The sequence below is a fragment of the Mycolicibacterium sp. Y3 genome (genome assembly GCF_051188035.1).
Classification (GTDB): Bacteria; Actinomycetota; Actinomycetes; order Mycobacteriales; family Mycobacteriaceae; genus Mycobacterium; species Mycobacterium fluoranthenivorans.
On record NZ_JAVQLT010000003.1, the window covers coordinates 16,117 to 40,184 of the forward strand.

General features: G+C 64.5%; 25 protein-coding genes. 6 read left to right on the forward strand and 19 right to left on the reverse strand.

Features of this window, described 5'->3' with window-relative positions:
- Positions 1–303 precede the first annotated feature (303 nt).
- The 3 genes from QN239_RS32430 to QN239_RS32440 all read right to left on the reverse strand — a co-directional run bounded on the left by QN239_RS32430 (position 304) and on the right by QN239_RS32440 (position 2,829).
- Complete coding sequence (locus tag QN239_RS32430) at positions 304–1,431, reverse strand: IS110 family RNA-guided transposase (protein ID WP_499017326.1); 1,128 nt, start codon at positions 1,429–1,431, stop codon at positions 304–306.
- Between the two features lie 313 nt (positions 1,432–1,744).
- Complete coding sequence (locus QN239_RS32435) at positions 1,745–2,677, reverse strand: hypothetical protein (RefSeq protein WP_499017327.1); 933 nt, start codon at positions 2,675–2,677, stop codon at positions 1,745–1,747.
- 5 nt (positions 2,678–2,682) lie between these two features.
- The gene (locus QN239_RS32440; protein WP_499017328.1) at positions 2,683–2,829 is read right to left on the reverse strand and encodes a hypothetical protein; all 147 of its coding nucleotides are present in this window, start codon (positions 2,827–2,829) and stop codon (positions 2,683–2,685) included.
- Positions 2,830–3,088: 259 nt separating this feature from the next.
- On the opposite strand from QN239_RS32440, the gene QN239_RS32445 reads away from it, so the two are divergent.
- Positions 3,089–3,688, forward strand: coding sequence for a type IV toxin-antitoxin system AbiEi family antitoxin domain-containing protein (locus QN239_RS32445; RefSeq protein ID WP_499017329.1), 600 nt, complete (start codon positions 3,089–3,091; stop codon positions 3,686–3,688).
- 225 nt (positions 3,689–3,913) lie between these two features.
- Here QN239_RS32445 and QN239_RS32450 read toward each other — a convergent pair whose 3' ends face one another.
- The 10 genes from QN239_RS32450 to QN239_RS32495 form a co-directional block, all read right to left on the reverse strand.
- The gene (locus tag QN239_RS32450) at positions 3,914–4,897 is read right to left on the reverse strand and encodes a hypothetical protein (RefSeq protein ID WP_499017330.1); all 984 of its coding nucleotides are present in this window, start codon (positions 4,895–4,897) and stop codon (positions 3,914–3,916) included.
- Positions 4,898–5,158: 261 nt separating this feature from the next.
- The gene (locus tag QN239_RS32455; protein WP_499017331.1) at positions 5,159–5,452 is read right to left on the reverse strand and encodes a hypothetical protein; all 294 of its coding nucleotides are present in this window, start codon (positions 5,450–5,452) and stop codon (positions 5,159–5,161) included.
- Positions 5,453–5,607: 155 nt separating this feature from the next.
- The gene (locus QN239_RS32460; protein ID WP_499017332.1) at positions 5,608–6,678 is read right to left on the reverse strand and encodes a WGR domain-containing protein; all 1,071 of its coding nucleotides are present in this window, start codon (positions 6,676–6,678) and stop codon (positions 5,608–5,610) included.
- 126 nt (positions 6,679–6,804) lie between these two features.
- Positions 6,805–7,077 (reverse strand): hypothetical protein, encoded by a 273-nt coding sequence (locus QN239_RS32465; protein WP_499017333.1) that lies wholly within the window; start codon positions 7,075–7,077, stop codon positions 6,805–6,807.
- On the reverse strand, positions 7,074–7,457 hold the full coding sequence (locus QN239_RS32470; protein ID WP_499017335.1) for a hypothetical protein: 384 nt from the start codon (positions 7,455–7,457) through the stop codon (positions 7,074–7,076). Before QN239_RS32470 ends, QN239_RS32465 begins: the two co-directional genes overlap by 4 nt.
- A gap of 382 nt (positions 7,458–7,839) precedes the next feature.
- Positions 7,840–8,103, reverse strand: a complete 264-nt coding sequence (locus QN239_RS32475) for a hypothetical protein (RefSeq protein ID WP_499017336.1) — start codon at positions 8,101–8,103, stop codon at positions 7,840–7,842.
- A 153-nt stretch (positions 8,104–8,256) separates the two neighbouring features.
- A complete protein-coding gene (locus QN239_RS32480; protein ID WP_499017337.1) occupies positions 8,257–8,994 on the reverse strand; it encodes a hypothetical protein in 738 nt (245 codons plus the stop codon).
- 124 nt (positions 8,995–9,118) lie between these two features.
- Entirely contained in the window at positions 9,119–9,469 is a 351-nt protein-coding gene (locus tag QN239_RS32485) for a hypothetical protein (protein WP_499017339.1), read from the reverse strand.
- Between the two features lie 25 nt (positions 9,470–9,494).
- Positions 9,495–10,100 (reverse strand): hypothetical protein, encoded by a 606-nt coding sequence (locus tag QN239_RS32490; RefSeq protein WP_499017341.1) that lies wholly within the window; start codon positions 10,098–10,100, stop codon positions 9,495–9,497.
- A gap of 99 nt (positions 10,101–10,199) precedes the next feature.
- Complete coding sequence (locus tag QN239_RS32495; protein WP_499017342.1) at positions 10,200–10,487, reverse strand: YiaA/YiaB family inner membrane protein; 288 nt, start codon at positions 10,485–10,487, stop codon at positions 10,200–10,202.
- Positions 10,488–11,074: 587 nt separating this feature from the next.
- Between QN239_RS32495 and QN239_RS32500 the strand changes: the two genes are divergently transcribed.
- Together QN239_RS32500 and QN239_RS32505 are read left to right on the forward strand one after the other, a co-directional pair.
- Complete coding sequence (locus QN239_RS32500; RefSeq protein ID WP_499017344.1) at positions 11,075–11,824, forward strand: sensor domain-containing protein; 750 nt, start codon at positions 11,075–11,077, stop codon at positions 11,822–11,824.
- A gap of 134 nt (positions 11,825–11,958) precedes the next feature.
- Positions 11,959–12,900 (forward strand): hypothetical protein, encoded by a 942-nt coding sequence (locus tag QN239_RS32505; RefSeq protein WP_499017346.1) that lies wholly within the window; start codon positions 11,959–11,961, stop codon positions 12,898–12,900.
- A gap of 45 nt (positions 12,901–12,945) precedes the next feature.
- Here QN239_RS32505 and QN239_RS32510 read toward each other — a convergent pair whose 3' ends face one another.
- Complete coding sequence (locus QN239_RS32510; RefSeq protein ID WP_499017348.1) at positions 12,946–14,952, reverse strand: serine/threonine-protein kinase; 2,007 nt, start codon at positions 14,950–14,952, stop codon at positions 12,946–12,948.
- 40 nt (positions 14,953–14,992) lie between these two features.
- A complete protein-coding gene (locus tag QN239_RS32515) occupies positions 14,993–16,213 on the reverse strand; it encodes a DUF7373 family lipoprotein (RefSeq protein WP_499017350.1) in 1,221 nt (406 codons plus the stop codon).
- A 64-nt stretch (positions 16,214–16,277) separates the two neighbouring features.
- Here QN239_RS32515 and QN239_RS32520 point away from each other — a divergent pair, with 64 nt between their 5' ends.
- Genes QN239_RS32520 through QN239_RS32530 form a run of 3 tightly spaced genes read left to right on the forward strand, consistent with a single transcriptional unit; the run spans position 16,278 to position 19,218 of the window.
- Entirely contained in the window at positions 16,278–16,979 is a 702-nt protein-coding gene (locus QN239_RS32520; RefSeq protein ID WP_499017352.1) for a type IV toxin-antitoxin system AbiEi family antitoxin domain-containing protein, read from the forward strand.
- 15 nt (positions 16,980–16,994) lie between these two features.
- The gene (locus QN239_RS32525) at positions 16,995–17,366 is read left to right on the forward strand and encodes a hypothetical protein (protein ID WP_499017354.1); all 372 of its coding nucleotides are present in this window, start codon (positions 16,995–16,997) and stop codon (positions 17,364–17,366) included.
- 43 nt (positions 17,367–17,409) lie between these two features.
- A complete protein-coding gene (locus QN239_RS32530; protein ID WP_499017356.1) occupies positions 17,410–19,218 on the forward strand; it encodes a hypothetical protein in 1,809 nt (602 codons plus the stop codon).
- Positions 19,219–19,285: 67 nt separating this feature from the next.
- On the opposite strand, the gene QN239_RS32535 is transcribed toward QN239_RS32530, so the two are convergent.
- The 4 genes from QN239_RS32535 to QN239_RS32550 form a co-directional block, all read right to left on the reverse strand.
- On the reverse strand, positions 19,286–20,551 hold the full coding sequence (locus tag QN239_RS32535) for a hypothetical protein (protein WP_499017358.1): 1,266 nt from the start codon (positions 20,549–20,551) through the stop codon (positions 19,286–19,288).
- A gap of 109 nt (positions 20,552–20,660) precedes the next feature.
- Positions 20,661–21,191, reverse strand: coding sequence for a hypothetical protein (locus tag QN239_RS32540; RefSeq protein WP_499017360.1), 531 nt, complete (start codon positions 21,189–21,191; stop codon positions 20,661–20,663).
- Between the two features lie 841 nt (positions 21,192–22,032).
- Positions 22,033–22,599, reverse strand: coding sequence for a sensor domain-containing protein (locus QN239_RS32545; protein WP_499017669.1), 567 nt, complete (start codon positions 22,597–22,599; stop codon positions 22,033–22,035).
- Between the two features lie 221 nt (positions 22,600–22,820).
- Positions 22,821–23,990 (reverse strand): FHA domain-containing protein, encoded by a 1,170-nt coding sequence (locus QN239_RS32550; RefSeq protein ID WP_499017362.1) that lies wholly within the window; start codon positions 23,988–23,990, stop codon positions 22,821–22,823.
- Positions 23,991–24,068: the final 78 nt, after the last annotated feature.

Consider the following 24,068-nt stretch of genomic DNA (forward strand, 5'->3'; position numbering starts at 1 on the left):
CCGAAAGGCTCAGCTCCGTTCGACGAGGAAATCGAAGCGGTCGATATAGAAGGCCTCACCAGCTCCACTCTTAACGTAACGGAATCCTATGTGCTGCAATGAATGCGATACCCATTTCGCCATACCGGCCGCCGCCGAACGTAGCGCGCCTCCCGGGGTCGCGAGGTCCTCAATTGGCGTGTAGTCCAGTGCTTGGGTGAGACCACGCCAGGTTGGCCCGACTTACCGTGTCCAGAGATTCAGATGTTCGATCTCGGGGGGCAATTCGAGACCATTAGCCGAACCCCAAGAAACTCAGGGCACCTATTCGTCCTCGTAACCGTCGTCAAACTGGCTGAGTTGCGTTAGCAGCATCCAGGCTGGAAGTCCTGAGTTCACCGCAGACGTCAGTGCTTTCGGTGCCTGATGCGGGCGGGCTGCGTAGTCGGCGCACAGCCGGTTGTAGATGATGCGGCACAGGCGGCGTTTGAGGGTCCGCATCGCCATGCCGTACGTGTCACCTTGGCTGCGCCGCCGCTCGTAGTAGGCACGCCCTGGTCCGTTGAGGCGGATTTGCACAATCGCGATGCGGTGGATGGCGGCATTGCATGCGCGGTTACCCGAGCGTGATAAGCGCACCCGCCCGGTCGTGGATCCGGACGACAGAGGTAGCGGCGCGACGCCGGTGTACCGGGCGAAGGCCGCTTCGCTGCGGAACCGGTCCATGTTCGCGGCTTCGGCGATCAATTTCGCCGCGGTGAGTTCGGCGCACCCGGGGATCGACAATAGCGAGGACTCCAGTTCTTGGACACGGGCGCGAAGTTGCTTGGTGACCGCCGTGATCTGGCGGGTGAAGTGCTGGAGATCGGCGAGTTCTTCGCGTGCCATCTCGGCGACTAGACCCGGTTGGTGCTTGAGGTATTCAGCCAGAGCCTGCTGCGGGTTCTCCCGTTCCAGATGCGCGATCTTGGCCTGTTCAGGTGCGAGCAGGTGCAGGCGTCCGTGCAGCCGATTGGTCGTGTTGACGCGTTGACCGACGAGGTCTTCTCTGCGGTCGATCATCAGCTTGAGCTCCCAAGCGAGGTAATCATGGACGGCGGCAGGCAGATTCGGTTCACGCAATACCGCGCGCGCGACCGCCAGGGCGTCGATTGGATCTGACTTTCCCCAGGTGCGCGCGGATCCGCGGTGGCGTGCCATCAGGTGTGGTGGGACGCGTTTGACGGTTTGGTGGGCTGCCAGTAGTTCACGCTCCAGCAAGTGGGTCACGGCACGTTGATCCTCGACACCCCAGGTGATGTCGGCACCGAATTGCTGCTGGGCCCAATCCAGCGCCGCGGCGTGGCCGGCGCTGGTGGTGTCCACAGTCTTTTCTGCCAGTTTGGCGCCACCGGGGTCCACGGCGACGATGGTGTGGGTGCGCTTGTGGGAGTCAATCCCGAGAATGGTCACCACGGTGTTCCTGTCGGTTAGGTCGGCGCATCACCTAGGTTCGGATCCGGTGGGGGTATTCCGGGCCGGCATCTGACGCACCAGCCAACCCGAGGGCGGCATCAAGGGGAAAAGCCAGGTCCCAGATCCCCCACCGGTGCCCACAGCGGCCGAAGCCAAGGGGGGCAGCCCCCGCCCACGGCCGCCGGGCATTGCGACACACAGCCATCCACGAGGGAGGCGCAAACGGATGAAGCCACGAGCAGCCGTGTTGAGGAGCGCCATCACCCTAACCAACCGGCCGGTGTCCGTGCAGGACGACAGGCAGGCAGTGTCAGCGTCGCAGCGAGTGCACCTTCGCGGTCTTGACCATGACGTCGTCTCCTGTGGCACCCTTCTCATACTCGGTGATGTAGCGCGGTTCGCGCTGCGACCAGCCCGGCCCTACGGCCTGCTGGCGCCAATGCCCCTCCACGGTCCAGCGGGACTTGTACGTGCGGCCGCCCTTGCCGGCTGACCGTTCGCCGGATTGATGGACCCGGCGGCGCAGCTCCACCATCGACACCGCCGTCGGCACCGATGGCCTGCCAGGGGCCTTGTCCGCATCGGCGGGGCGCGCATCCAGCTGCCGCGTTTCAGCCACCGTGCGTTGACTCATCAACAGCCATGTCGCGCCCAGGATCTTGACGAACTCGGAGGCATCGGGATTACCTTCCACCTCCGCGGTGCGCGGCACGGCCGGATTGACCAGCAACGTGGTGCCTGACCACAGCGGCGACGACACCCCGAACGGCGCCAGAATCTCTTGGCGGTTGACCAACCTCGACGCCACCTGAATCTGCAACACGCCATCCTCGCGACGCCACCACCACGCCGCATCCCACGGAGCGTCGTCGAATCCGGGGAACGGAATCACTCCTGCGGGCTTGGCCCAGCACAGCAGACCAGCCTCCGACGGCAGCGCCAGCTCGGGGGTCCATTCCGGCAGCGTCTGGGCCGCCTGGATTGCGACGGGCACCATGTCGCGGGCCACCCAGTACAGGTCGGCCCGGTCGACGGCTTGCACCTCGCGGCGCATCTCGTCCAGCGTCTCGGCGAGGTCCTTGGCCAGCTTGTCGTGGCGCCGACGCTGCGCCACGCCTGCGCCCGGATCGCCGGCACCGAGCAGGGCGCTCGAGTGGTGTTCAATCACCCCGGCCAGCGCACCCCGCAGCGCGTTGCGCAGGTCGGGCACCGCCGGTGCAGTCCACGGTGCAAAACGCTTCACGGCGCCTACGCTTTTAAGATCAGCACGCCGAGATCGACCAAATCGACTGCTGTGATCTCTGGCGCCGCCGACGCGACCAGGGCGGACTGATCGGCGGTCTCAGACTTCACCAGCGCTTCGAACACGTCGGTACGCTCCCAAGCCAGCATCATTACAGGTATCCCCTCCCGGTCCCCGTTAACTGTGTCCCAAGCGCAGCAAACCTCTTCCTCAGACTAGCGCGACCGGCACGTGTGCCCGGCCTCAATGCGTGCCGGTTATACCAGCTCGCCAGTCCAGTCCCACCCGCCATCACCTGTCAGGACCCAACCGGAGGCGCGGTGTTCAAGCGGTGTTGCCACGGTGGAACAGCAGCCACATGCCGCCGAACGTCCCCAGCCTGCGTGCCGCACCAGCGACTACGATAATCACGTGGGTCCGGTAGACCTGTGGTCCAGCATGAGTGACTTGTCGTCATCGCAGTTCGGCTTGTTCACGGCCGCGCAAGCGCGGCGCCGGGATATTCCTGGTTATCAACTCGCCCGCTATGCCCGAACCGGCCGGATCGTGCGGGTTCGTCACGGGGTGTACGCGTTTGCCGGCAACGACAGCGACCATCTCCAAGCTTGGGCTGCGCAGTGGTTGGCGTTACTCCCCGACGCTGATATCGAGGTCCGTCGCGCATATCCAGACTGCATCGTGAGTCATGAAAGCGCGGCTGTGATAAGAGAATTGGGCGATTTTCAGTCCGTGCCGCTATGCCTAACAGGGCCACGTGCGATCAGAGTCAAGTCGAACACCGTCCGGACCTACAGGCGCGAGATCGGTCCTCGCGGCGCTGACTGGGACCTCGTTGATGGCCTGCCAGTAGCGTCTCCGGCCCGGATCATCGCCGACCTCGCCCGCAAAGGAATCCACCAGGCCGAACAACTCGCAGTGATTGAGGGCGCGTTGAGTTCAGGTTTGGTAAGTCGTGATGAGGTGACCGCGCAGCTTGGCCCTTTTAGGTCGGCGGTGCAATGCCATTGGTAGCGAGCACCGGGCATAGAAAGCAGGTGCGATGCTCGGCGCCGTTACGCCGCCGTGAGGCCATTTTCGCGCACTACTCAGGGTCGTCGTTATCCTCCCAGCAGCTCATTGGAGATGGGTGTCGACACGATCTTCTGACTCCGTCGCCGGCAGCGATGCAGAGTGGACGGGCACGCGAGCGAACCTATCTGCCAGGACGATCTTCGGCTTTCGCCGGCTCTCGATCGCTCAGGTACTGATCTTGCCCTGCAGGGCGCGGGTACTGACGTAAGCGTCCTTGAGGGTGGGTGCGGTTTGGAGTTGGTCAAGAAGGACCCACAGGCGTGATGAAGGGTAGATGCCGACGCCGTTGGGGATGGGGTCGAACGGCGGGATCCTGGGCCCGAGGTCGTACACGGCATGCGGTCGATCGCTGGCGTCGCCCTCAGGAAGGTAGGGGAACCGATCGCGGATCGTCGGCACGACATCGGCCTGCATGATCCGGTGGATGCGTTGCACGGCCGCTCCCCAACGGAATGCCATGAAGTTGGGCGGCTCCGTAGGCCACCCCCGCATGCCGTAGGGATGGAAGTAGCAATGTTGTTCGGTGACGAACTCGCGGAATGTCGGGGTACCGTCGCCTCCGGGGCGGTCCTCATTGAGCACGACACTGTAGACCATGCTATCGGCCACTGTCCGCATGCGTATCACTTCCGCGAGGTAGGTATGTAACTCATCGAGCCAAAGACGATCTTGCCCTGCGCTATTCGTGCGCGCGATCGCAATGTGGGACAGCACTTCTCGCCATGGTAGATGGACGACTGGGACACCTTCGATTTCTGCGGGCAGCTGTGTTGACGCGAGCGCAACGGAAGCCTGCGATAGTGAGACCAGCGCCCCGGAGCCAATTGCATGGACGCGCGAGACGTACTGCGCCAGTTGCGCTGTCGTAGGCAGCAGCCAGTCGCGCTTGGCCTCGAAGATAACGAGCGCGGAGCCACCAAGCAGCCGAGCTTCTAGATCGGTGCGACCGACCTCTGCCCGCACTTCGAGTGCGAAGTCTGCAATATCGTTGGCGCGGTGGGATGGCCAGACGCGATTGAGAACGATATCGGCGAGTGCCTGGCATCGCGCCATGACGAAACCGAGCGCTGCAGTCAGGTCGTTCTCGTTCTGTCCGAGCAGGCTGAAAGCAGATCCCACCTCAGTTCCGTACCGCGTCAGAGAAGCCACGCCGTCTCCCTCCCCCGGTTCTCGTCCCGGCATACCCTGCGTGCCGGCGCTGGCCGCACAGCCTAGGCACCTGTCATCGTGCCCGTTCGCCACCAGGTTGCAGCATCTTCCCCCTGCCGCTGGCCGGCCGGTGTCGTCGTTGCAAGGCTGCCGGATAGTCACTGCGGGAAAACTCACTCGGTTGAATCTCCGCAGTGAGCGGCACATCAGGGTCGAGGAATGCAGCCGAGGTTGCGGCGGCGGGCTGAGGTCCCCTTTCAGTCAGACGGTGAGGCGGTCGATGCCCTCGACGCCGGAGCGCTTACGCACAGAGCCCGGCGGCATCGGCTCGGAGATCTCAGTGACGCTGATCCACGCGGCTGGGCTATAACGCCGCATGCACCGACGTTCGCCCAGTCGATCATCTGCCACTGTCACCGCCGTGAGAATTCCACCAGACCCGATGACGTAGGACTCACCGGCATCAGGATCGATGGTGAAGCTGTGCCCGCTGGCCAGCTCCACTACTGTCCCGGTGGTCAACGTCTCCGCCGCCGCAGTGTCCAGAAAACCCATCCCCCGCATCCTTTCCATCCCTTTACTTGGACTGATGGTATGTGTCGAGCGGCCGCAAAGCGCCGGCGTCGGTATACCAATCGTGGAGCTACGTTCGCCCCGCCTCTAACCCGGAGCGCGCTCGATAGCAGCGCCCCGGGGCCGCAGGCTGCGTTTCAGCTGGCCTTGAGTTTGAGCTGCGCCACGACGCACTCAGCGGGCTCTACGTCGTCGCGGACGCCCAGGAGGACTGGCTGATACAGCGCTCCGCCATCCGCGGCATAAAGGTAGCGGATCTCGACGACGTCGCCGATCTGCGGGCGGCCCTGGTTGGCGGGGACGGTCACGTTCCCGACTGCCCTCCAACCGTCGCCGTCGAGCAGGCTCACGCCTACGCTGCGCTGCTGGTTGACCGTGGTGACCATCGCCGAGATGGTGGCCACGAACTTGAGCTTGAGCTGGGTGCCGCCGCTGTTGGGGCGGCCCTGTCGGTAGGGAGCATCCCAGCGTTTGAATACGGCGCCTTCGGCGTTCCGCTCGCGCAGCTGCTTCAGCTGCTCCGCCTTGTCACGTCCGTCGTTCCAGCAGTCCACGTAGCGGATGCGCACTGCGGGTCCGGCCCCATCGATCAGGTGGGTCAACGCCCGGTAGCGGTCGCCGTAGGCCTGCTCGCGTCGGTCGCAGCCATCATAGGAGAGCAGATCGAACACGTGAAGTGTGTCGTCGATGACTTCGCCGTCCAGGACGAAATCGCCAGGGAGGGCGAGGGCAGCCGCGGCGATGGGCGCAGCGACACCGACGATCAGACCCAGCTTGTTGATCCCCTCGACGGAGGCGCCGACCTTGCGCAACATCAGGCGCCGGCCATCGAACTTCTCTTGCATCACCCATTGGGGGTCGGCCACGATGCGATCGACCTCGGTATCGCTGAGGACGTTGAGCAGCTGAGGCAGCACCCCACTGACGCGGCCCGCCTGGTCGCTGTGGAGGTAGGGCGTGCCGCTAGCGCCCTCCGTGTAGCCCTTGGATCGCTTCTCGGACACCAGCTTGTCGAAGATTCGGACGGCAGTGGCATGGTCGACCGGGGCCTTGGTCTTGGTGCCGGTGGACAGCGTTCCCAGGCGGCGGCCGTAGGCGATGTTCACCATGAACCCGCCGCCGTCTGCTGCTTCGATTCGTGCGTGATAGACCTTGTCGCTGGAGCCTGACTTGAAGTAGAGGCTCACAGCTTGGGCACAATCATCCATATCGCAATTCCTTTGTTGGTGAGCAGACGCGCACGCCTGCCCGGATAACCTGACGTTCTTAATCCTATAGTGCGGCACTGACATTCAGGCCCGCGCAGCCTTACCCGCGGCTGCGCGGACCGGGCGTCACCCTGCCTGCCACACCACCTGCGCGGGCGTGCACTGTTCGACGTAGTGCCTACTGAGGTCGGCACTGCTGATGAACCGCAGCGGGCAGGTGTCAGCCCACACGTCCGGCAGCGTCTCGATCGGATGGATATCCGCCTCGGTGTAGCCGCGTTCGAGCACGATGTCCCGATCGCCACCCCAGACGATCAGGTAGATCTTGTGGCAGCCGTCGTAGGCGAACTCGGTGGCCTCGACCACCACGCCGTTGACCGTGAGCACCCCGTTGCTCACTTCGCGCCCTCCAGCGCGCGGAGGTGGTTGAGGGTCAGATACGGGTTGTAGGAACCAGGCCAGGGCGAGTCATCGTTGAGGAAGGCCTCCGACGGTAACCACCCGATGGCGTAATCCAGTTCCGGGTCGTCAAGCACCTCGCCACCCCACACCGTACCGAGATGCCTTGCATAGGAGGGAAGCCGGTTCTCATCGTCAACGTAAACACGTGCGATTGGATCGATTTCGAGAGCCACCATGCGTTCGATAGCGTTGGCGATCGCCTCGCGTTCCTGACCAGTCACGCGACCGGACGCCCCGCCGCCCTCGCCCATCGACGCCTGCTCAGACTCGCCGCCCGACGCGTGTTCGTTCTCACTCTTTTTCGTTGAATCCAGCATCTGCTCCCCTTCGAGGGTTCAGTGACCAAGTGCGCACATCTGGCCGGTTGTATGTCGTTGTCCGACAGGTCTAATTCTACTTCCACCCACTGACAAACCGTGCTGATCCCGACGTCGTCCACGGGCCACTGGGCGAGCTACCCGACGGGACCAGGTGTTACGCGCGAACTCTCGCGCTGCCGCAGCTCAAGCACCGCCATCAAGTTGACGGCACCCCCAACAGCATTACTCGGAAGTTCGGCGCCAGCCTTCAGAGCCTTCCGCCACCCCGCGGCGACGAACAACGCAGTTGGGCAGTGGGAGTCGACATGCGCGCCACGATCACCCGCAACACCAATAAACTGTAGTGGTCCACCAGTTGGTGACGCGCCGGGAGCCTATCTCACCGCGCTTGCTCACCGATATAGTGGTTCCACCACTCGGCGTAGATATTCGCCTGCTGTGCATCATGATTGAGTTTCCTGCGCGATTGGGCGTTGTACACAAGGGCGATCCAGTTCAGGGCGAGGATCGAGAGGAAACTCCACCAGCCGAACGTCATGTTCTGGAGTTGGGCACTGCGCAGCGCAGCGTCGCACTGTTCGTAGGTTCCTCGGACCACTCGGCGTTGGTTGAACCACATGATCAGCGCACCTACGTGGGTCATGGTGGTGATCTCGAAGATCGGCTCGCGAGGTGGAGGCGGATAGACCGGTTGCGGCCTTGACGGTTGCACCCATCGGTCTGGGTGTTGGTACTGTCCGTACACGCCTTTGCCTTCCTAGTTAGTCGAATTCGGTGAATGTCGTAGGTTGTGGGATCAGCTGTCGCTCATATGGTTAAAAGCTTGCGCCCGGAGCCTCTCGGCGGCTCGGCTGCCTTCCAGTTCGATGCGGCGTTCGGGGTGGCGGTGGTATTCGTTGATCATCCAGTACAGTTCGGCGGCGTCCGCGCCGAACTGCGACATGAAGCACGCCTTCTGCTTGCCGCCAACGAGCCGAAACACGATGGGTTTCAGGTGCTTTTGTCGGCCCCGATACTGATCGTCGATCTCTTCGATGTCGTCCCAGTTGATGGTGAAGCCGGAGAAAGCTCGGCGGCAATACACGCCGTCTGGGGTCAGCGTCAGGGATCCGGTCATGCTGCCTGGACCAAGCCATCGGGGCGCGGTGATGGCGCCAACCAGTAGGGCAAGCACGGACGCGGTGATCAGCCGTGTCTGCTGACGGCTCGCCGAGTGGGTGATCGTCGTGTCAGGCCCGATGATGTCGGCGAGATCGGCGCCGTGCTGCAGCCAGGTCGCGACTCCTGTGATTCCGGCAATGAGTAGGGCGGCGAGTATCAGTCGAATGATTACTTCCGCTGAGCGTGGGGGGTGTATCGACAGGGAGCTCGGTGCTACTCGGACGGAGTTGGGACTTGGCCACACCGTCCGCAGCGCTATCGCCGCTATGCCGCAAGCCATGACTGTCGCCCAGGCGCCGACGGTTACCGCCGCGAGGACGTGGTGCTTGTTGACCGCCAGATTGAATGCCCAGGCTGCCGCTGCGATGGCCATGAGGGCGGCGAAGGCTCCTGCGGCGAGAAGCCGAACTGGCGTGTGGCTCCAGTGGGATGGCATCTGCATTGCATCTCGCATGGGAAACGTCCTTCAGTTGGTCAGAGTAAGTGGCTGTCTGGCGTCATCGCTGATGAGCGGGCTCTGTGAGCAACAGGAGCAGCCTGTCCTGTGCGTCGGTGTCTTCTGGGCCATCGTGCAACTCGTCGCAGGCGATGCGCAGCGTGCGAACCCACTCGCGGGTGTCGACGGTCTCATGGGTGTTCGCGAGGGCGTCGACGTTGCCGGCGCGGAGGAGGGTCATCCCGCGTTCCCGCTGGAGCAGCTCGCGCAGGCGCTTTCGTGCGGTCAGGTCCAATGGCGAGCAGTAGACGTCGTCACACGCTTCTTGGAGTGTGAGAGTCCACTGCCGGTCGTGCCTGCACACGGCGGCGGCGAGGGCGCGGGGAGCAGATTGTGAACGCTGATGAGACATGTTGTGCAGTCCTTGGCCTTGGCGTCTATCGCATTGAGACGGAGAGAAGTTGGAAGGTCGCGTGCGGCAGTTGCGCCGCGCTTTGAGCGTCGTCGGGCAGCACCAGGACGCTCTTGGTGAAGGACTGCCCGGGGGCTAGATCATCGGCGTACGCGGTGATCTCCTCGATCCGACGACCCTGATCGTCGACGGCTTCGATCGTCACGTCGAACGAGGCCCGCTCGGCACCCTTGTTCTTGAAGGTGACGTTCAGTTTTCCGCTCTCGGTGTAGCTGTCGCGGCGGGGCGTGTAGCCACCGAAGGTGACATCGAGGTTGTTGGCGAGGATGTCACTGGTCTTTGCGCCGGTCACGTTCTCGACGCTGTCTTCGACGTGGGCGGTCAGGAATGCCGCGAACGCGAACGGCGCAATGAAGCCCAGGGAGATGACCACCGCAATGGTGACCATGCACGCGATGAGCCAGCCGTTGCGTTGCCGCGGGGCGGGTGCCGCTGACGGGTGCCAACTCGTCGGCGGCGGCCACGGCGCGGGTGTCGCCGGCCACGGGGGTGACACCGGGTACTCGTAAGGGTGGTGCGGGGCTTCCCCGGGGGTGTCAGCGCCCGCTGGTGACCATGGAGAGTCAGACATTGATACCCCTTCCGCTGCGCTTGAAGCGACCGATCTGTAGCAGTAACCGTAGAGTTTTTCTGTAGCGTCGCAGCGTCGCGTGCGCGGGATCAGGCCCGGTCAGCATGTGGCCAGTGGATTGTGTTCGGCGAGGAGTTGCTCGACACGGGCCTCGTCGATGCGCACCCGCACCGTTGAGGCTTCCTGCTGGTCGCGGACCACCTTGGCGAGACCGAAAGTGCTCGACACCAGGAATAACACACTGATTCCGAGGAAGAGACGTTGCCACGGGTCGAGCGGGAGGAACAGGATGCCGACGACGGTGGCGACGAAGCTGATACCGAAGGCCACGATGCACTGGACGAGGAACGCGGCCGTGGTCTTGGTCGAGATGGGGGGAACGCTCACGGGGGTTACTGCCTTTCATAGGAGTGCGTCAACTTCGCTAACCGTAGCGCTAACCGCAGCGCTACGCAATACCGACGCGATGCTATAGTTTGGCGGTGCCGGCGTGCACGATTGCGCCACCACAAGGGACGGGCCCCCGCCCGGCAGGACGAGAGGTGAATTCAGTGAGTGACCGTGACCGCAGAGTGGGCGATGACGACGGCACCATCGACTGGCCAACACCGGGCGACCCTCCCGGCCTAACCGGCGATGTCGATGCGCAGCCGACCGTGGTCGCTCCGACACGCGGAACCGTCGGCACGGCATCAAGCGGATCCGCCCCGGATGCCACCGACATCACCCACGTGCGCCCGCGGACTCCCGTTCCTCCGACGCCCCCCGTTGGTCACCCCGGGGTTGGCTGGAGCCCACAAACTCCACACGGCTTTCCCGGCGCACCTACGCCTCCGGTAGGCCCCCACTACCCCGGCGTGCTCGGATCACCTGTGCACTACCCCCATCAACATCTCGCACCCTGGCCGAGTAGCGGCCCTGAGCCAAGAGCCGCCTCGCATAAGAAGTGGTGGATCGTAGGCATCTCCACGGTTGTGGCTGCCGCCCTCGTCGCTGTCGGCGTCCTGGCGTTCACTCGCACCAACACCGGTTCGACGCCGCCATCAGCTGCACCCGCGTCGAGCACCACGACCTCGTCGTCGACGTCTCCTTCACCCTCCTCGACCACAGCAACCAGTGCCGCAGCACCGCTGGTACAGCCAGACCAGCTACAGGACTTCCTGCTGCCGGTCGATGACGTCTCGGTCGCCGTGGGTAACCCCACCCCGCCGATGCGGGCCGGCAAGACCGAGACCGCCCTGATCTCAGACGGGCAGTACACGCCCGCCGAGTGCGCAAGCACCTACGGCCCCGCCATTCAATCCGCGTACGCCAAGAGTGACTACACCGGCGTTGCAGCCCAGGCCGTCAATCAAGGCGCCGACGGCAAGAACCGGGTCATCCAGGCGGCGATCAGCTTCCCGAGTGCCCAGGATGCTCACGCGTACTACGAGCAGACCTTCGCCCAGTGGCAGAAGTGCGCGGGACAGTTCGTCACCGCCAACATCCTTGACCTGCCACCGTCGCGAATCCAGGTCGACACCAAGCCCACCGACATCTCCGGCGCGCTGTTCCTGAGCATCATCCCGGAGTTCAAGGTGGGCCAACCGTTCCGCTTCTGCAGCCGCTCAATGACAGCCGCCAACAACGTCATTATCGACGTGCGGTCCTGCATCACCGACACCGGAGCGTCGCTCGCGTCCAAGATCATCGCCCAGTCGATCGCCAGCAAGATCACCGGATAGCACCGCCTCACGACCCCTGCCGCCGGCGACCCCTGGTCCATGTTTGCGGCCCGACTCCGGCACCGGATCATGGTTGCGCACCAAGCAATTACGACGCCGCGTGGCCTGGGACGGGATGGAAGGAACACACACTTGTGGAGCTGACCGGGTGGGCCCGCAATACCCTTATCGCATCCATTTTGTTGACTGTCGCAGCCTGCTCATCGATGCCGCAGCGGCAGGCGAGCACAGCTGATAACTCACCCGCAGCACAGGACCTATCGTCGGTGCTGACCTCGCTGAGGGCCATCGACCCCTGCACCCTCTACGGAGACAAGCCCCGCGTCGACACGGACCCGATCAGCGTTGTCGGGATGACCTCGACGCTGAGCTGCGCTGCGCGAGTCCAGACCTCCACCGGGCCCGCCGATGTCTCTCTTGGTGTCAACATCACGTCACCGCGACCCGCCGACACCGAGGACGGCCGACATCAGACGATCGACGGCGTCGACGTGACGGTTGTCGCTGCCGAGGAGCCGCCTCTGCTCGGACCACAGGATGCGCATCTGGTCACCGCCAGCTGTGACTTCACTGCCCGCTACCCTGACCGAGTCCTCATCGGCGCCTACGTGTCGGCGGCACCCGAAGTCGACACCTGCGCCATCGCTGAGGCCGTTATCCGTCAGGCGATCGCCGCCTACCGCAGTCGGCCAGCCCCGAATCCGGGCACACCTGGGCGTACGGTGCTGCTCGGGGCCGATCCCTGCGCGGCAGTCCAGCCAATCGCGACGACACACACGGTCCGCTTCGACCTCGACAACTCCACGCCGTCGAGCTGCTTTTTCACCCTTGATGGCAGCCCACCCATCGTGGTGTCCTTCGACTACCTCGACGCCACAACGGCGGCCTACTCCACCGAACAGCGCGATGTGAATGGACATCGCGTCTTCGGTGATGATGGCATCGTGCATGTCGTCGTGGGAGAGCAAACCACCGTCGGAACCTATCAATTCGTCCCGACGGTGACCATCACCGGCCAACCGCCCTCCACCAGCCGCATGGCGATCCTCATCGCAGCGGTCACGGCGCAGTACTGACCCCGGCTGCACGGCCGACCAGCGCCTTTGCGCCGGTCCGGCCAACTATTTGATGAGCTGTCCCAACTGAGGCACCAGAGTGCTGCTCAGGTAGCGGCTCGCAAGGTAGCCACCAGGATCCTGGAGCGCAGCAATCGAATTGGGATCATCCACGATGACCGAGATCCCCTGGTAGGTCCTCAGTTGCGACGGCAACCCGCCGTACCCGCCCTGACCGGCCTTGCTGTCAGTACGGATGATCACCAGGACGTCTGTTTCGATAGTGCGGAGCTGCAGATCGGTCAAAGGCCGCGTACCTCCGGCATCAGTGCCGCCACGACTGAGCTCGGAGTTGTATTTGAACCCAAGCGAGTCAAGGTAATTCGATGCAAAGGTAGGCGTCAGCACCGCCCCGACACCTTCATCTGAGACGGCGATCGCCTCGACTGTCTTCCCGGTGAATGCGGCGTTCTGATTGCGCAGGTCCTCCTGCTGGGAGGTGATCTCCTTGACCAACGTCTCAGCCTTGTTCTGCTCACCGAGGATGCGCCCGACCCACTTCTGCTGCGCTTGCCAGTTCCAATTCGCACCTTCTGTGTCTGTGGGGCGGGTGATAGTGGGAGCGATGGCGGCGAGCTTCTGGTAGGTCGCGTCATCGAGATCACCGGTGGCGATGATGACGTCAGGCTTGACCGCCGCGACCGCCGCGGTGTCGGTGAAGCCGCTGAGTACCGCGGGTTGGCCGGTGACCGCCGACTGTTCCCAGCTCGGCAGTTTCGGGTCGAGTGAGCCGATCGCGACTGGTTGGACCCCGAGTGCAAGTACCGCTGCGGCGTCGCCCGGTCCCAGCGCAGCCACCGCGTTGGGCCGCGCGGTGAGGTCGGTACTGCCGTGTGCGTGGGTGAAGGTCTGCTTGGCGTAGACAGATTGGTCGTCGCCACCTCTGAATAGGAGAAATCCAGCGACGAGTGCAACAACAACGACAACGGCAGCGATCGCACCGCCAACGACGAGGCGCCGCCGGCCCTTAGCGGGGGGCACTGCGGAGAAGCGTGCTGCTACCGCAGGATCACCGCCACTCCCGGGCCGATCGTGCCAGGTGCGCGCCTGGGTGGTCGCATCCGAGTAGTGCGCGGCGGTGGGCGCCGCCCACTGGGTGTCCACACGAGGCGGACCGCTGTGGTGGGGCACTGACAGTTGAGGGGCTGGCGGGTGCGTCGTCCATTGTTGGGTGGTGTTGCCGCTCAATGCCGCCGACGCGGCATCGGCCAGAGCGCGCGCGCTCTGGTAGCGCTGATTGGGGTCTTTGGCCAGGGCCTTGCTAAATACCGCGTCGATAGCCGGCGGTAGGTTGGGGATGAACGTGGTTGCGCGCGGTGGCGCTTCGGTCAGATGGGCGGCGGCAGTGGCCGCTATCCCACCTTCGGGCTTGGCGAACGGGGTCTTGCCCACCACCATCCGAAATAGTGAACACCCTAGGGCGTAGATATCGGCCCGGTGATCAACTCCGTTTCCTGCCAGCGCCTCTGGGGCCGCGTAGGCGACGCTGGTCATCACCTGACCGGTCTGGGTTAGTCCCACGGCCTCATCGATCGCTCGTGCAATTCCGAAGTCGGCGAGAAAAATACGGTGATCATCCTCGGCGAGGAGGAAGTTCGCCGGCTTGATGTCGCGATGCAGGATGTCGCGACTGTGGGCATAGTCCAGGGCGTCAGCGACCGCGGTGACGATTCTGACCGCGCGCCGCGCGGTCATGTTGCCAGCGCGGACTTCTTGGTCGGCGTCGCTGCCGGCAACGTACTGCATCGCGATCCACAGCTGACCGTCCTCGGTCTCGCCGCGGTTGTAGATGGTGACGATGTTCGGGTGATCCAAGCTAGCCGCAAGGTCAGCTTCTCGCTGAAACCGCACGCGGAACATCTCATCGCGACTCAGTTCTGCCGAAAGAACTTTCAGCGCGTCGCTTCGCGGCAGCCTGGGGTGGCGGGCTTTGTACACGGTGCCCATTCCGCCCGAGCCGAGGATTCCTTCGATGGTGTAGCCCGCAACGACCGATCCGACGCTGAAGGTCATGGGGGTCTCTGTCTCCTACCGGGGCCGAAACATTGGGTGCTTACTGCGCGGTGAGCATGAGGTACTGCGCAGCAGATTGTTGCTGCGCGTCAGCCAATTGTGGTGAGCTGGCTTCGATCACATACTTGTCAGCGGTGCTGTAGCAGTTATAGAGGACCACCGTCAGCTGTTGCTTCTTCGAACACTGGCTGCCCTTCAGGTTGGGCACCCCCGCCTCGACGGAGCCTCCATCGCGCATTTCGGCGGCGAAGGCGTTGGCCACCTCCACAGCTGCGGCTGCATCACGCGTTTGATAGACGCCGGTCTTGCCCGACGCCCACACCTGCATACCGGCCTTATCGAACAGCGCAGACGTCGCGGCGGGATCCGTCTGAAAGTGCAAGGATCCCGCTTCGTCAAAAGTGAGGTTGCTCGGCAGGCCTGGAGTGTCATCTGGTGGTGCCGGAAGTGTGCGAGCCAGTAGGCCCGTGGGGTCGACCGCCAGCTCCGATAGCCCAGCCACATCGGTCGGGACGAATGAATCGGCGCGCGGAATCTGCTTCTCTAAGCCATCTGTGGCCAGCGCCATCGCCGCATCGATACCGTCGAGCGACTTGGCCCATACGTAGAGCACAAAGGGACCGCGCGCCGTCAGCACCTCTACATCGCCCGCTAGCCTTGGGTCACCCGCCGCGCTGGGACCTGTCGCCGCAGTGGCCAGTGACTCCGGGTGCGCCGGCACCGGGGCCGCAGTGCGCTGGACACCGAAACTGTCCGGAGCTGGCGGCACAAGTGAGGTGTCGTGCATGTCGGTGACCGCTTGGGCCGCCGACGCCGGATCGGCGAAACGCAGCAGCCCGGTGACCATGGACAGCGTGTTGTCGTTGTTGCGGCGGGTCGACACGAACGCGGTGATGAACTGGTGGCGCCCGGCTGCGTCGGCGCTCGTCGTGAGGGCTTTCAGCTGCCGCGCCGAAGTGAGGATGCCCGTGGGCAGCACACCCACGGACAGCTTCGGGTCCACCTCCCATGGCCCGACGACAGCGCCGGCCATCCGCGCGCCCTCGACCCGGGCGCCGCGTTCGGGTGAACCGGCGGTGCCCAGCGCGTTCTGCGGCTTGGTGGGGTAGTTGCCCGGCACGAGCAAAGCCGGATCAACGGCGCCCGGCGCCGGTCCGCCAGGTGCCCGAGCGGCTATGCCATCGACGACACGGGTGCAGCCGGTCACTACGACCAGCGCGACCGCGCCCACGGTCAGGCAACGCGCTGCCTTGGCGATCACTACCGCCCCCCTGTCTTTGCCGCGACTGCAGCAATAGTCCCATATAGGGGTACGATACGACTTTATGGGCAGCCGTGAGGTGGAAGCTGCGCTCGCCGAGCACGCACAAACCCAGTGGGGAATGTTCACCGCGGCGCAAGCCACCCGTCTCGGGCTAAGTCGCAAACGGCTCGCGTGGCTAACGCAAGCACACCGTGTCGCTCACACGCGCGTCCGGGGTGTCTACCGCTTCGCCGGCGCCCCCACCGATACCCGCCGCAATGATCTGCGAGCCACCTGGCTGGCGCTTCGTGCCGAGCACTTCGCAGTCGAACGCCGCACCGCGCTGATGTCCGGTCAACTCGACAACGAGGCCATCGCCTCACACTGGTCAGCGGCCCTGGACGTCTACGATCTCGGAACCGACGCCACAGTGCCAACAGTGCGCCACTTCACCGTTGTCCGTGGACGCCGCACGACCTCACCGCACGTCCGATTTCACCTCAACCCCGCTACCTGCGTCGAAGTCGTCGACGGCCTGCCGGTGACTCCGATTCTGCAGACCGTGGTCGACCTGTTCACCGTCGGTTCCCCCGCAGCCTCGCTTGGTGCCGTACTGCGCACCGCTCTGCTCACCGCACGCACCGACGCCCCCGCGTTGACTGAGGCCCTGGATCTGGTCACCACCGACACCGGCCGCGACACACTCGAACATCTCCTCACCGCCGCGGGAGCATCTGAGCATCTCGCCACTGCCAGCGAACAACTCGCCGCCGCCCGCGGTTAGACCAACAGGTGAACCATGACCAGCGACCAGCCCACATCGTTCCCCGTCAGTGACGATGGCGTCTTCGAAATGGATCCCCAGGCCGCCCTCATCGAGATGACTCGAACCCTCATCACCGGCCACAAATGCCTGATCGCCGCGCAACGTGCCAGCGCCGAAGCCACACGACTGACCTCCGACGCTCAACGCGAAGCACTCCTGGAAACAGCACAACGCTACGAGCACACCTGGACCACCGAATCCCTGCCCCACATCCTCGCCGGGATGCGTCTGGCGATCGAGGTGTATGACTCCTTCGGACCGGGCCGCACCCGCGTCGCCGATCCCATCGACGCCAGCCTACTGAACAACAAGTACTTCGTCTGGGTCAACGAACTTGGCGGATGAACCAGCGCCGCCACCTCTACCGCAACCCCGACAGCAGCAACCCGTGACAGGCGCGCACACCCTGACAACCCCGCGCGCCCGCCTCGCCGCGGCCGCACCGTGGGCAGAGCCGGCGATGAAGGGAAGGTGGCAACGAGACGAACAGCTGATCGCCGCCAGCGTGTCGGACTTCGTCGCGGAATTCAATAGCGTTGCCGCACTGCAGATCCCCTACGCCCGACTGCCTCGCCGTTGGAGTCCCTACGCCGAGGAATTCCCGCGATGGTCCGATATCGCCGATCAAACCATCGAATCACTGTTAGGCCGACCAAAACTCGGCGAGACTGCCATCGGGGCACTCATCGACATCGCCCGCGAGTCCGTACGCGCCCACCTCGACAACCCCGCTTCCGACCAGACGTGCGCTGCCCAAGCAATCGCCACTCTCTTGGCACGGCTCGATGAATCCGATCGCGCCCTGCTGGTGGGACGCCACTGGACCTGGAGCCCCACCCCTTTACCTACGCTCGCCGACCAACTGCACCGCTCCCAGGCAAGCATTTCCCGCAACACGCCCCGCGCTCACCGAAGATTCCGTGAACTGCTCAGCGACCCCGCCCATCACGCAGTGACCCAATACGCAGGCCGCCTACGAGAGCATCTCGGGCCCTACACGCGCCTTGCCGCAGCTGAAGTCGAGATCACTCAGCTCGGCCTAACCCCAGACACGGTGGCCGCCCACGTCCTGCTCGATATCGCTGGGCCGTACACCCTGCACCAAGGATGGATTCAGAACCTCGCCATCGACGGCAAGGCGCGCGTCGCGGCCGCAGTCGACGCCCTGTTCGCCTATCACCCCGCCGCTCAACCACACCTGCTTGTTGAGGCGTTAACCACCGTGGGGATGACCGATGCGATTGCCGAAGAGTACCTGCAGACCCACGAACGGCTACGCAGCATTGGTGAGGTCTGCGTGCGCTGGCGCGGGGACAACGCGGCCAACATCACCGAAGACATCCTGTCTGCCCTGGGCGCCCCGGCCACCGCGGAGGACATTCACACTCTGGTCGATTCCAGCACGGTGAAGCTGAGCACCGTCAAACACGCCCTCATCAATGAGGACCGCTTCATCCGTGCCTCGCGGACTACCTGGGGCCTGCGCATCTGGGGCGGGCTGCACTACCGCGGCATCGCCCACGCGATCGGTGAACGCATCGACGCCCACGCTGGGACGATCACCATCGACGCCCTCACCGCAGAACTCGTAGCGATGTACCCCGACATCTCCACCGAATCGATCGCCACCAATCTGTCAACACCGGCGTTCGTCGTCGCGAGAGGTGTAGCGCGGCGGCGCCGACGCGGCGATCGGTGGCCTAGCGTTCCTCCACTGAACCAGGCGCGGGGCGTCTTCCTCCACGGAGACAACGAGTTGCGACTCGCGTTCCCGGTCGGTCGCGAACTGCTGCGCGGCTCTGGTCAGTACGTGCACCGCGCCGTCGCTGCAGCGGCGGGTGTGCGGCCGGCCAAGCACCGCACCTTCACCGGGCCGGATGGCTCGGTGACGCTACGCTGGGAACTCGCCTCTACCCGGGGTCCAGAATTCGGTTCGCTGCGCGCGCTCGCCTCGGCAGTTGGTGCCACCATCGGCGACCACCTGGTGTTGGCACTTCGACCGCGGGGCCGCACACTGGCGGCTGCGCAGCGCGTAAGTGCAGCTGACGATCTCCGAACGCAACTGGAATCCCTACTCGGGCACCGGATTGAGGATCCCGCCGCCGCGGTCGCTCAGGCGCTCGACTGTCCCCGCGGCGACGCTGTCACAATGCTGCGTCGCCGCGGTGATCTCTACTGGGCCAACATCATTGAGTGAGCCACGATTTCCGTGGCCCGGGCAGGCGCGTCCGGCGAAGACAGCCCGCGCCGCCCGTTGGCACCGATCAGCGCCATTTCACAGTGAGTGGCGTGGTCGCCATATCGGCCTCTGCACTGACATAGGAGGTCACGATTCCTCGCTTGGTCCCGCCGTCGGTGGTTTGGTAGCTCAGCGTCATTGTGGCCTTGCCGCTGAGCGACACCGTCATGTCGTACTGACTCAGCTCACCGATGGTGACACCCGACAGATCCGCCTTGCCCCAGCTGACGGTGCCGTCGATGGCATCCACGGCGTCATAGGAGGCCACCTTGGTGGGGCATCCCGTGGGATTGAGTTGTCTGCTGCGCGTGCAGTTGTCGAAGGCGTCGGATAGCTGTGCCTCGATTGCATCGTGGCCGGCGTCGCTGAGCTTGACCTTGGCGTTGAGGTAGGACGAGCTGTAGGCAGCCAAGCCCTTGAGGAGAACGGGATCGGCGGTGACATCGAGGTACTTGTTGGTGCTGCCGACATCCATGTAGCCGGGGAACAGATACAGCGAGCCCGAGTCGAAACCCTTGCCGAACACCGTGACCGATTCGAGGGCCTTGATGGAGTCTGCACCCGGCGGCGGGTCGAGCTTGATAGCGGCGTTCTCAAGTTTCCAGACACCGTCACCGTCCTTCTTCAACGGCAACTCGACGTCGTCGACGACGGTACCGAAGTTCACCGCGACGTGGACTCTCGACATTCCGATCGCCTCCCCGCTGGCGTCCGCGTCGAGGACGCGGATGTTACTCAGGGGCATCTTGGCGTTCTGCTTAGCCAGGATCTCGTTGGTCAGAAGGTCCTTGCTAGCCGGTTGGGAAGCGCCGAAGGACAGCGCCTTTTCCGCATCACCGGCGGCCAGAGCATCGAGGTAGTGCTGGACAGTCTCCTTGGGCGACAACGCCTTCGTCGCACCGATACCTGCGATTCCCGCCCCGGTGCTCACTCGATACCCGACGAAAGCGACTGCGGCGACGACGATCACGGCAGCGGCGGCGATCAACAGACGCTTGCGCGACTTCGGCGGCGTCGGCCCGCCGAAGCCGGGCTGTGGGGGCTGCCAGCCTTGCGGCGGGCCGCCCGGACCCGGTTGATTCCAAGGTTGCGCTGAAGGCCCCTGCGGCTGAGGCTGATTCCACGCCTGCGGGTAGGCCTCAGAAGCGCCGCTGGCCTGCGGTGGAGCCGAGGGCGGGTTCGCCCAAGGCTGCCGATAGGTGCTTGGCTGCGGCACGGACGGCCACTGCTGCTGCGGTGGTGGCGCGCCGGACTGATCGTCGGGGCCGGGATGGCCTGGCCAATTGGTCATGCGGAAACTCCTCGGGGTCGCAGGGCGATATGGACATCCATTGGGCACAGCTGGTGATCGCTTAACTGACGCGCAACGAGTCGGGTTCGTTGGCGGCAGCCGAGGAAAACTACTGGCCGGAGGCGATCTTCTTGATCTCCCGGTGCACCTGGATGCCGACGTAGCCATGCACGACGGCCAGCACCGTGGCGATGACTCCGATGATCAGCAAGCCGATGGATAAGCCCGAGGCCGCCCCGGAGTAGGGCAGGCTCGAAAACGTCGCGTAGCTCGTAAACGCGATGTAGGCGGCCGACGCGAAGCCGAGCGCGCCGACCAGGCATATCCCGTACACGATGGTCTGCAGCGAGCCTTTGGTGCCGATGGCGATGAGCACAAAGGCGGTGAGCGCCCAGACGGCTTCGCTGAGGATCAGGCCGATCAGGCCGCCGGACTGGCTGAACACTCCGGCCAGGATCAGCCCGATGATGAACACCGCCACGGTCAGCGGTACGGGCTTGTGCATGCGGTAGCTCTGAAACGCCGTCACCGGTATCAGTTCGCCGTTGACGCCCCGGCGAAGCAGCCGCCCCAGAAACGAGTTGCCCTTGTTCAGAGCCGCCCTCGCATCGGCGGCGTAGTCGCGTGGCGGTGGCGGCATGTTCGGCTGCCCCGTGTGGCCGGCGGGACCGGATGGGTCGCCGTGACCGGTGGGCGGTCCGTAAGGCGCCGATGGCGGGCCGTAACGCGGGGGTTCAGGTGCGGTGGGGGTGGGGCCGTATCCCGGCGCCGGCGGACCGTAGGGCCCCGCGGGCGGTGACGGATACACCCCGCCGCCCCCCGGCGGATTCTGAGTGGGTGCAGCGGCAGGAGGGAAAGGCGTGGCCCCGGGATACGACGGCGGGCTCTGCGGCGGTGCTGGCGGAGCTTGCCATGTCGGCGGGGGCGTTGCCCGAGAGGATGGCTGTGGCGGAGTGTTCGACGGCGCGCCGGCGCTCGCATTGCCCGGAAATCCCAATCGATCACGGGAGACCACCTCGGTCTCGTCGGGGTCTCCATGCGAAGCAAACGCAGAGGGAGGCACCTGCTGTGCACGCCCCTGATCCGACCCAACCGTAGCGTCACCGACGGGTGGACGCGGGGTGTGGGGCACCACCACGGTGCTCTCCGGGTCGTCCGTATTGGCAACCGGCTTGCGTTCGCGCACACCGTCATTGGGGTCCGGCATTGAAATTCCCTCCCTCGATCAAACCAATGTAGCGCTGCGGTTCCGTAGCGGCCGCAACTGCTGCAATCGTAGCAGCGCTATGGTTAGCATATACCACTGAGGCGCTTGACGACACTGGTCATGGGCACTGACCTTCTTCGCCGAACGGCTCCTCCCTACCGCGCGCCACGCACCCGCGCTCAGAGAACACGCTGCGCTCGCGGGTCTGGCCACGCACAGCAGAGGAGACGCCGAACTTCAGCTACCTGCAGTCGATGCCGCGACCGATACCAGGTCAGCTGATCTTGGCGGCGATTCGGTCGAGGACGATTCCGGCCTGTGCCGCCGTGTCGACCTTCCCGCATGCGAGCGTCTCGATGAGGACGTTATTGGCCGAGGTGTAGGCGTGGGTGCAGGATCGCGGTGGGTCAGCCCGGGTGTAGGTGACGCTGATGCGCTGCGGTTGTCCTGAACTCTGCGGAGCAGCTGGATTCCATTGCTGCTGACCGGTATCCAGTTCCATAGTGAAGGGCTGCCCCGGCGGACACTGCGCCCCCCAAAACGCGGTCAAAATGGAGTTGACAGTGTCGGCGGCCACGGCCGAAGAGGTCATCAAGGCCACCACTTGGGTGACAGCTTGTCCACCAGCGCCGCGGTTGGCGTCGCCGACGAGCGCCTTGGTGGAAGGCGACCAGACCGCAGTCTCAGCCGGCAACGCCAGATTTCGGCAACCGGGCGGCGTGATCTTGATGTCGTTGCTGCGAGTGGGTTGCTCGAAGGCCTGCAACTGTTGCATGTCGGTGTCGGCCATGATGTCGGCCAACTCAGAACGCTTGAGCAACAACGGCTTGAGCTCGGGCACGGTCAACGGTGGAGCCTGGGTCGAGGTGGGCGGCGCGCTCGAAGGTGACGTTGGGGACGGTTGCGCTGAGGAACGCACCGCAGGACGAGAGGTGCCGGGGTCATCGGCGGCGCGCGGGGTGCCCGTCTGGGTCGTCGTGCACCCCGCGACCGCGACCGCGATCGCCAGCGCGGCCGCCAGCACCGCCATATGGGCGACGGCCCGGCCGCGTGTACCAGGCATCATTTGCCGCTCAGCCATCGCCGCAGACCGTCGATCGCCGACTCGACTGAAGGGACCAACTGTTGATCAGCCTCGGCGGCTGCGATATCCGCAGGCATCACTCCGGCGGCGTTGGCCGCCTCGGCCACGCTGAGTTGAGCCTGGTCTCGGGCCGCGAATAGCTTCTGGCCGGGGGTGGCTTGCCGGCTACGGGCAGCGCGCAGCATCAAGGTCCGGTAGTTACGCCGAACCTCGCTGAGCGCCATGACCACCGAGGGCGCCCGGGTCGCCTTGGAGGCAGCCTCAGCGGCGATATGTTCGAGGTTGCGCAGTTCGGCGAGCAGTTCGACGATCGCGGCGTGCTGCTCGTCGGCGGATTTCGCGTCAAGCTGCTCCGCGCGAGCGCCGATGCTCGACAGCGCCACCTGCACCGCTTGGGCCATAAGTGGAGCGCCCACGATGTTCGTCGTGACCGCTTCGGTGGCATCTTCGCCGGCCAGGTATCCATCGCCAGGCTCGTTGACGCCGGGAACATCAACGGCTTCCCCGCGCCGAATGCGGTCGATGGTCCCCTCGGGCCATTTCAGGACCTTTTCGAGCTTGGCGCGGGTCGACCGCCGAGGCCAGCTACGACCCTTCTCGAATGCGATCAGCGCGCCGGCATTGAGGATTCCGTCCGCGGCCAAGCTGCGTTGGGAGATGTTGAGCTGACGACGTCGTGCACTGACCGCTGCGCCGGCACGAACCACGTCAAGATCGTTGTTGCCCACCGCCATCGTGATGTCAGAGTGATCGTCCTCCTCGTATTCCGCGGTGGCTGCGCCGGTGGACGCGGAATCGGACTCGCCGCTGCTGACATCCCCGTCGAACGCAATCAGACTGAGGTGGACGGGGATCCCGTCCGGGTGTCCGAGGTTGAGGGTCAACGAGTCGGTCACGGTGAACTCCTGCAGGCGCTGCCCGCTGCTATAGACGCCATTGGTGCTGTGGTCACGCCCCACCCATCCGGTCGAGTCGACCTCCAGGCGTAGGTGGTTACGGGAAATCCGTGGATCATCGACGATGACCTGAGCCGGAAACTGCCTCCCGACCGTGATCGGGCCGTCCTCGGCGGTCACGGTGTAGTCGCGACCAGCACAACTGATTCGCAACGCCGGCACCGGCAGGGGTTGATGTTCAGGCTGGACCATTACCTCTCCTCTCCCCCCGGTTTAACCGTAGCGCTATATCTATTACCGTAGCACCATCCGGTGCAATAGTGTCATTGC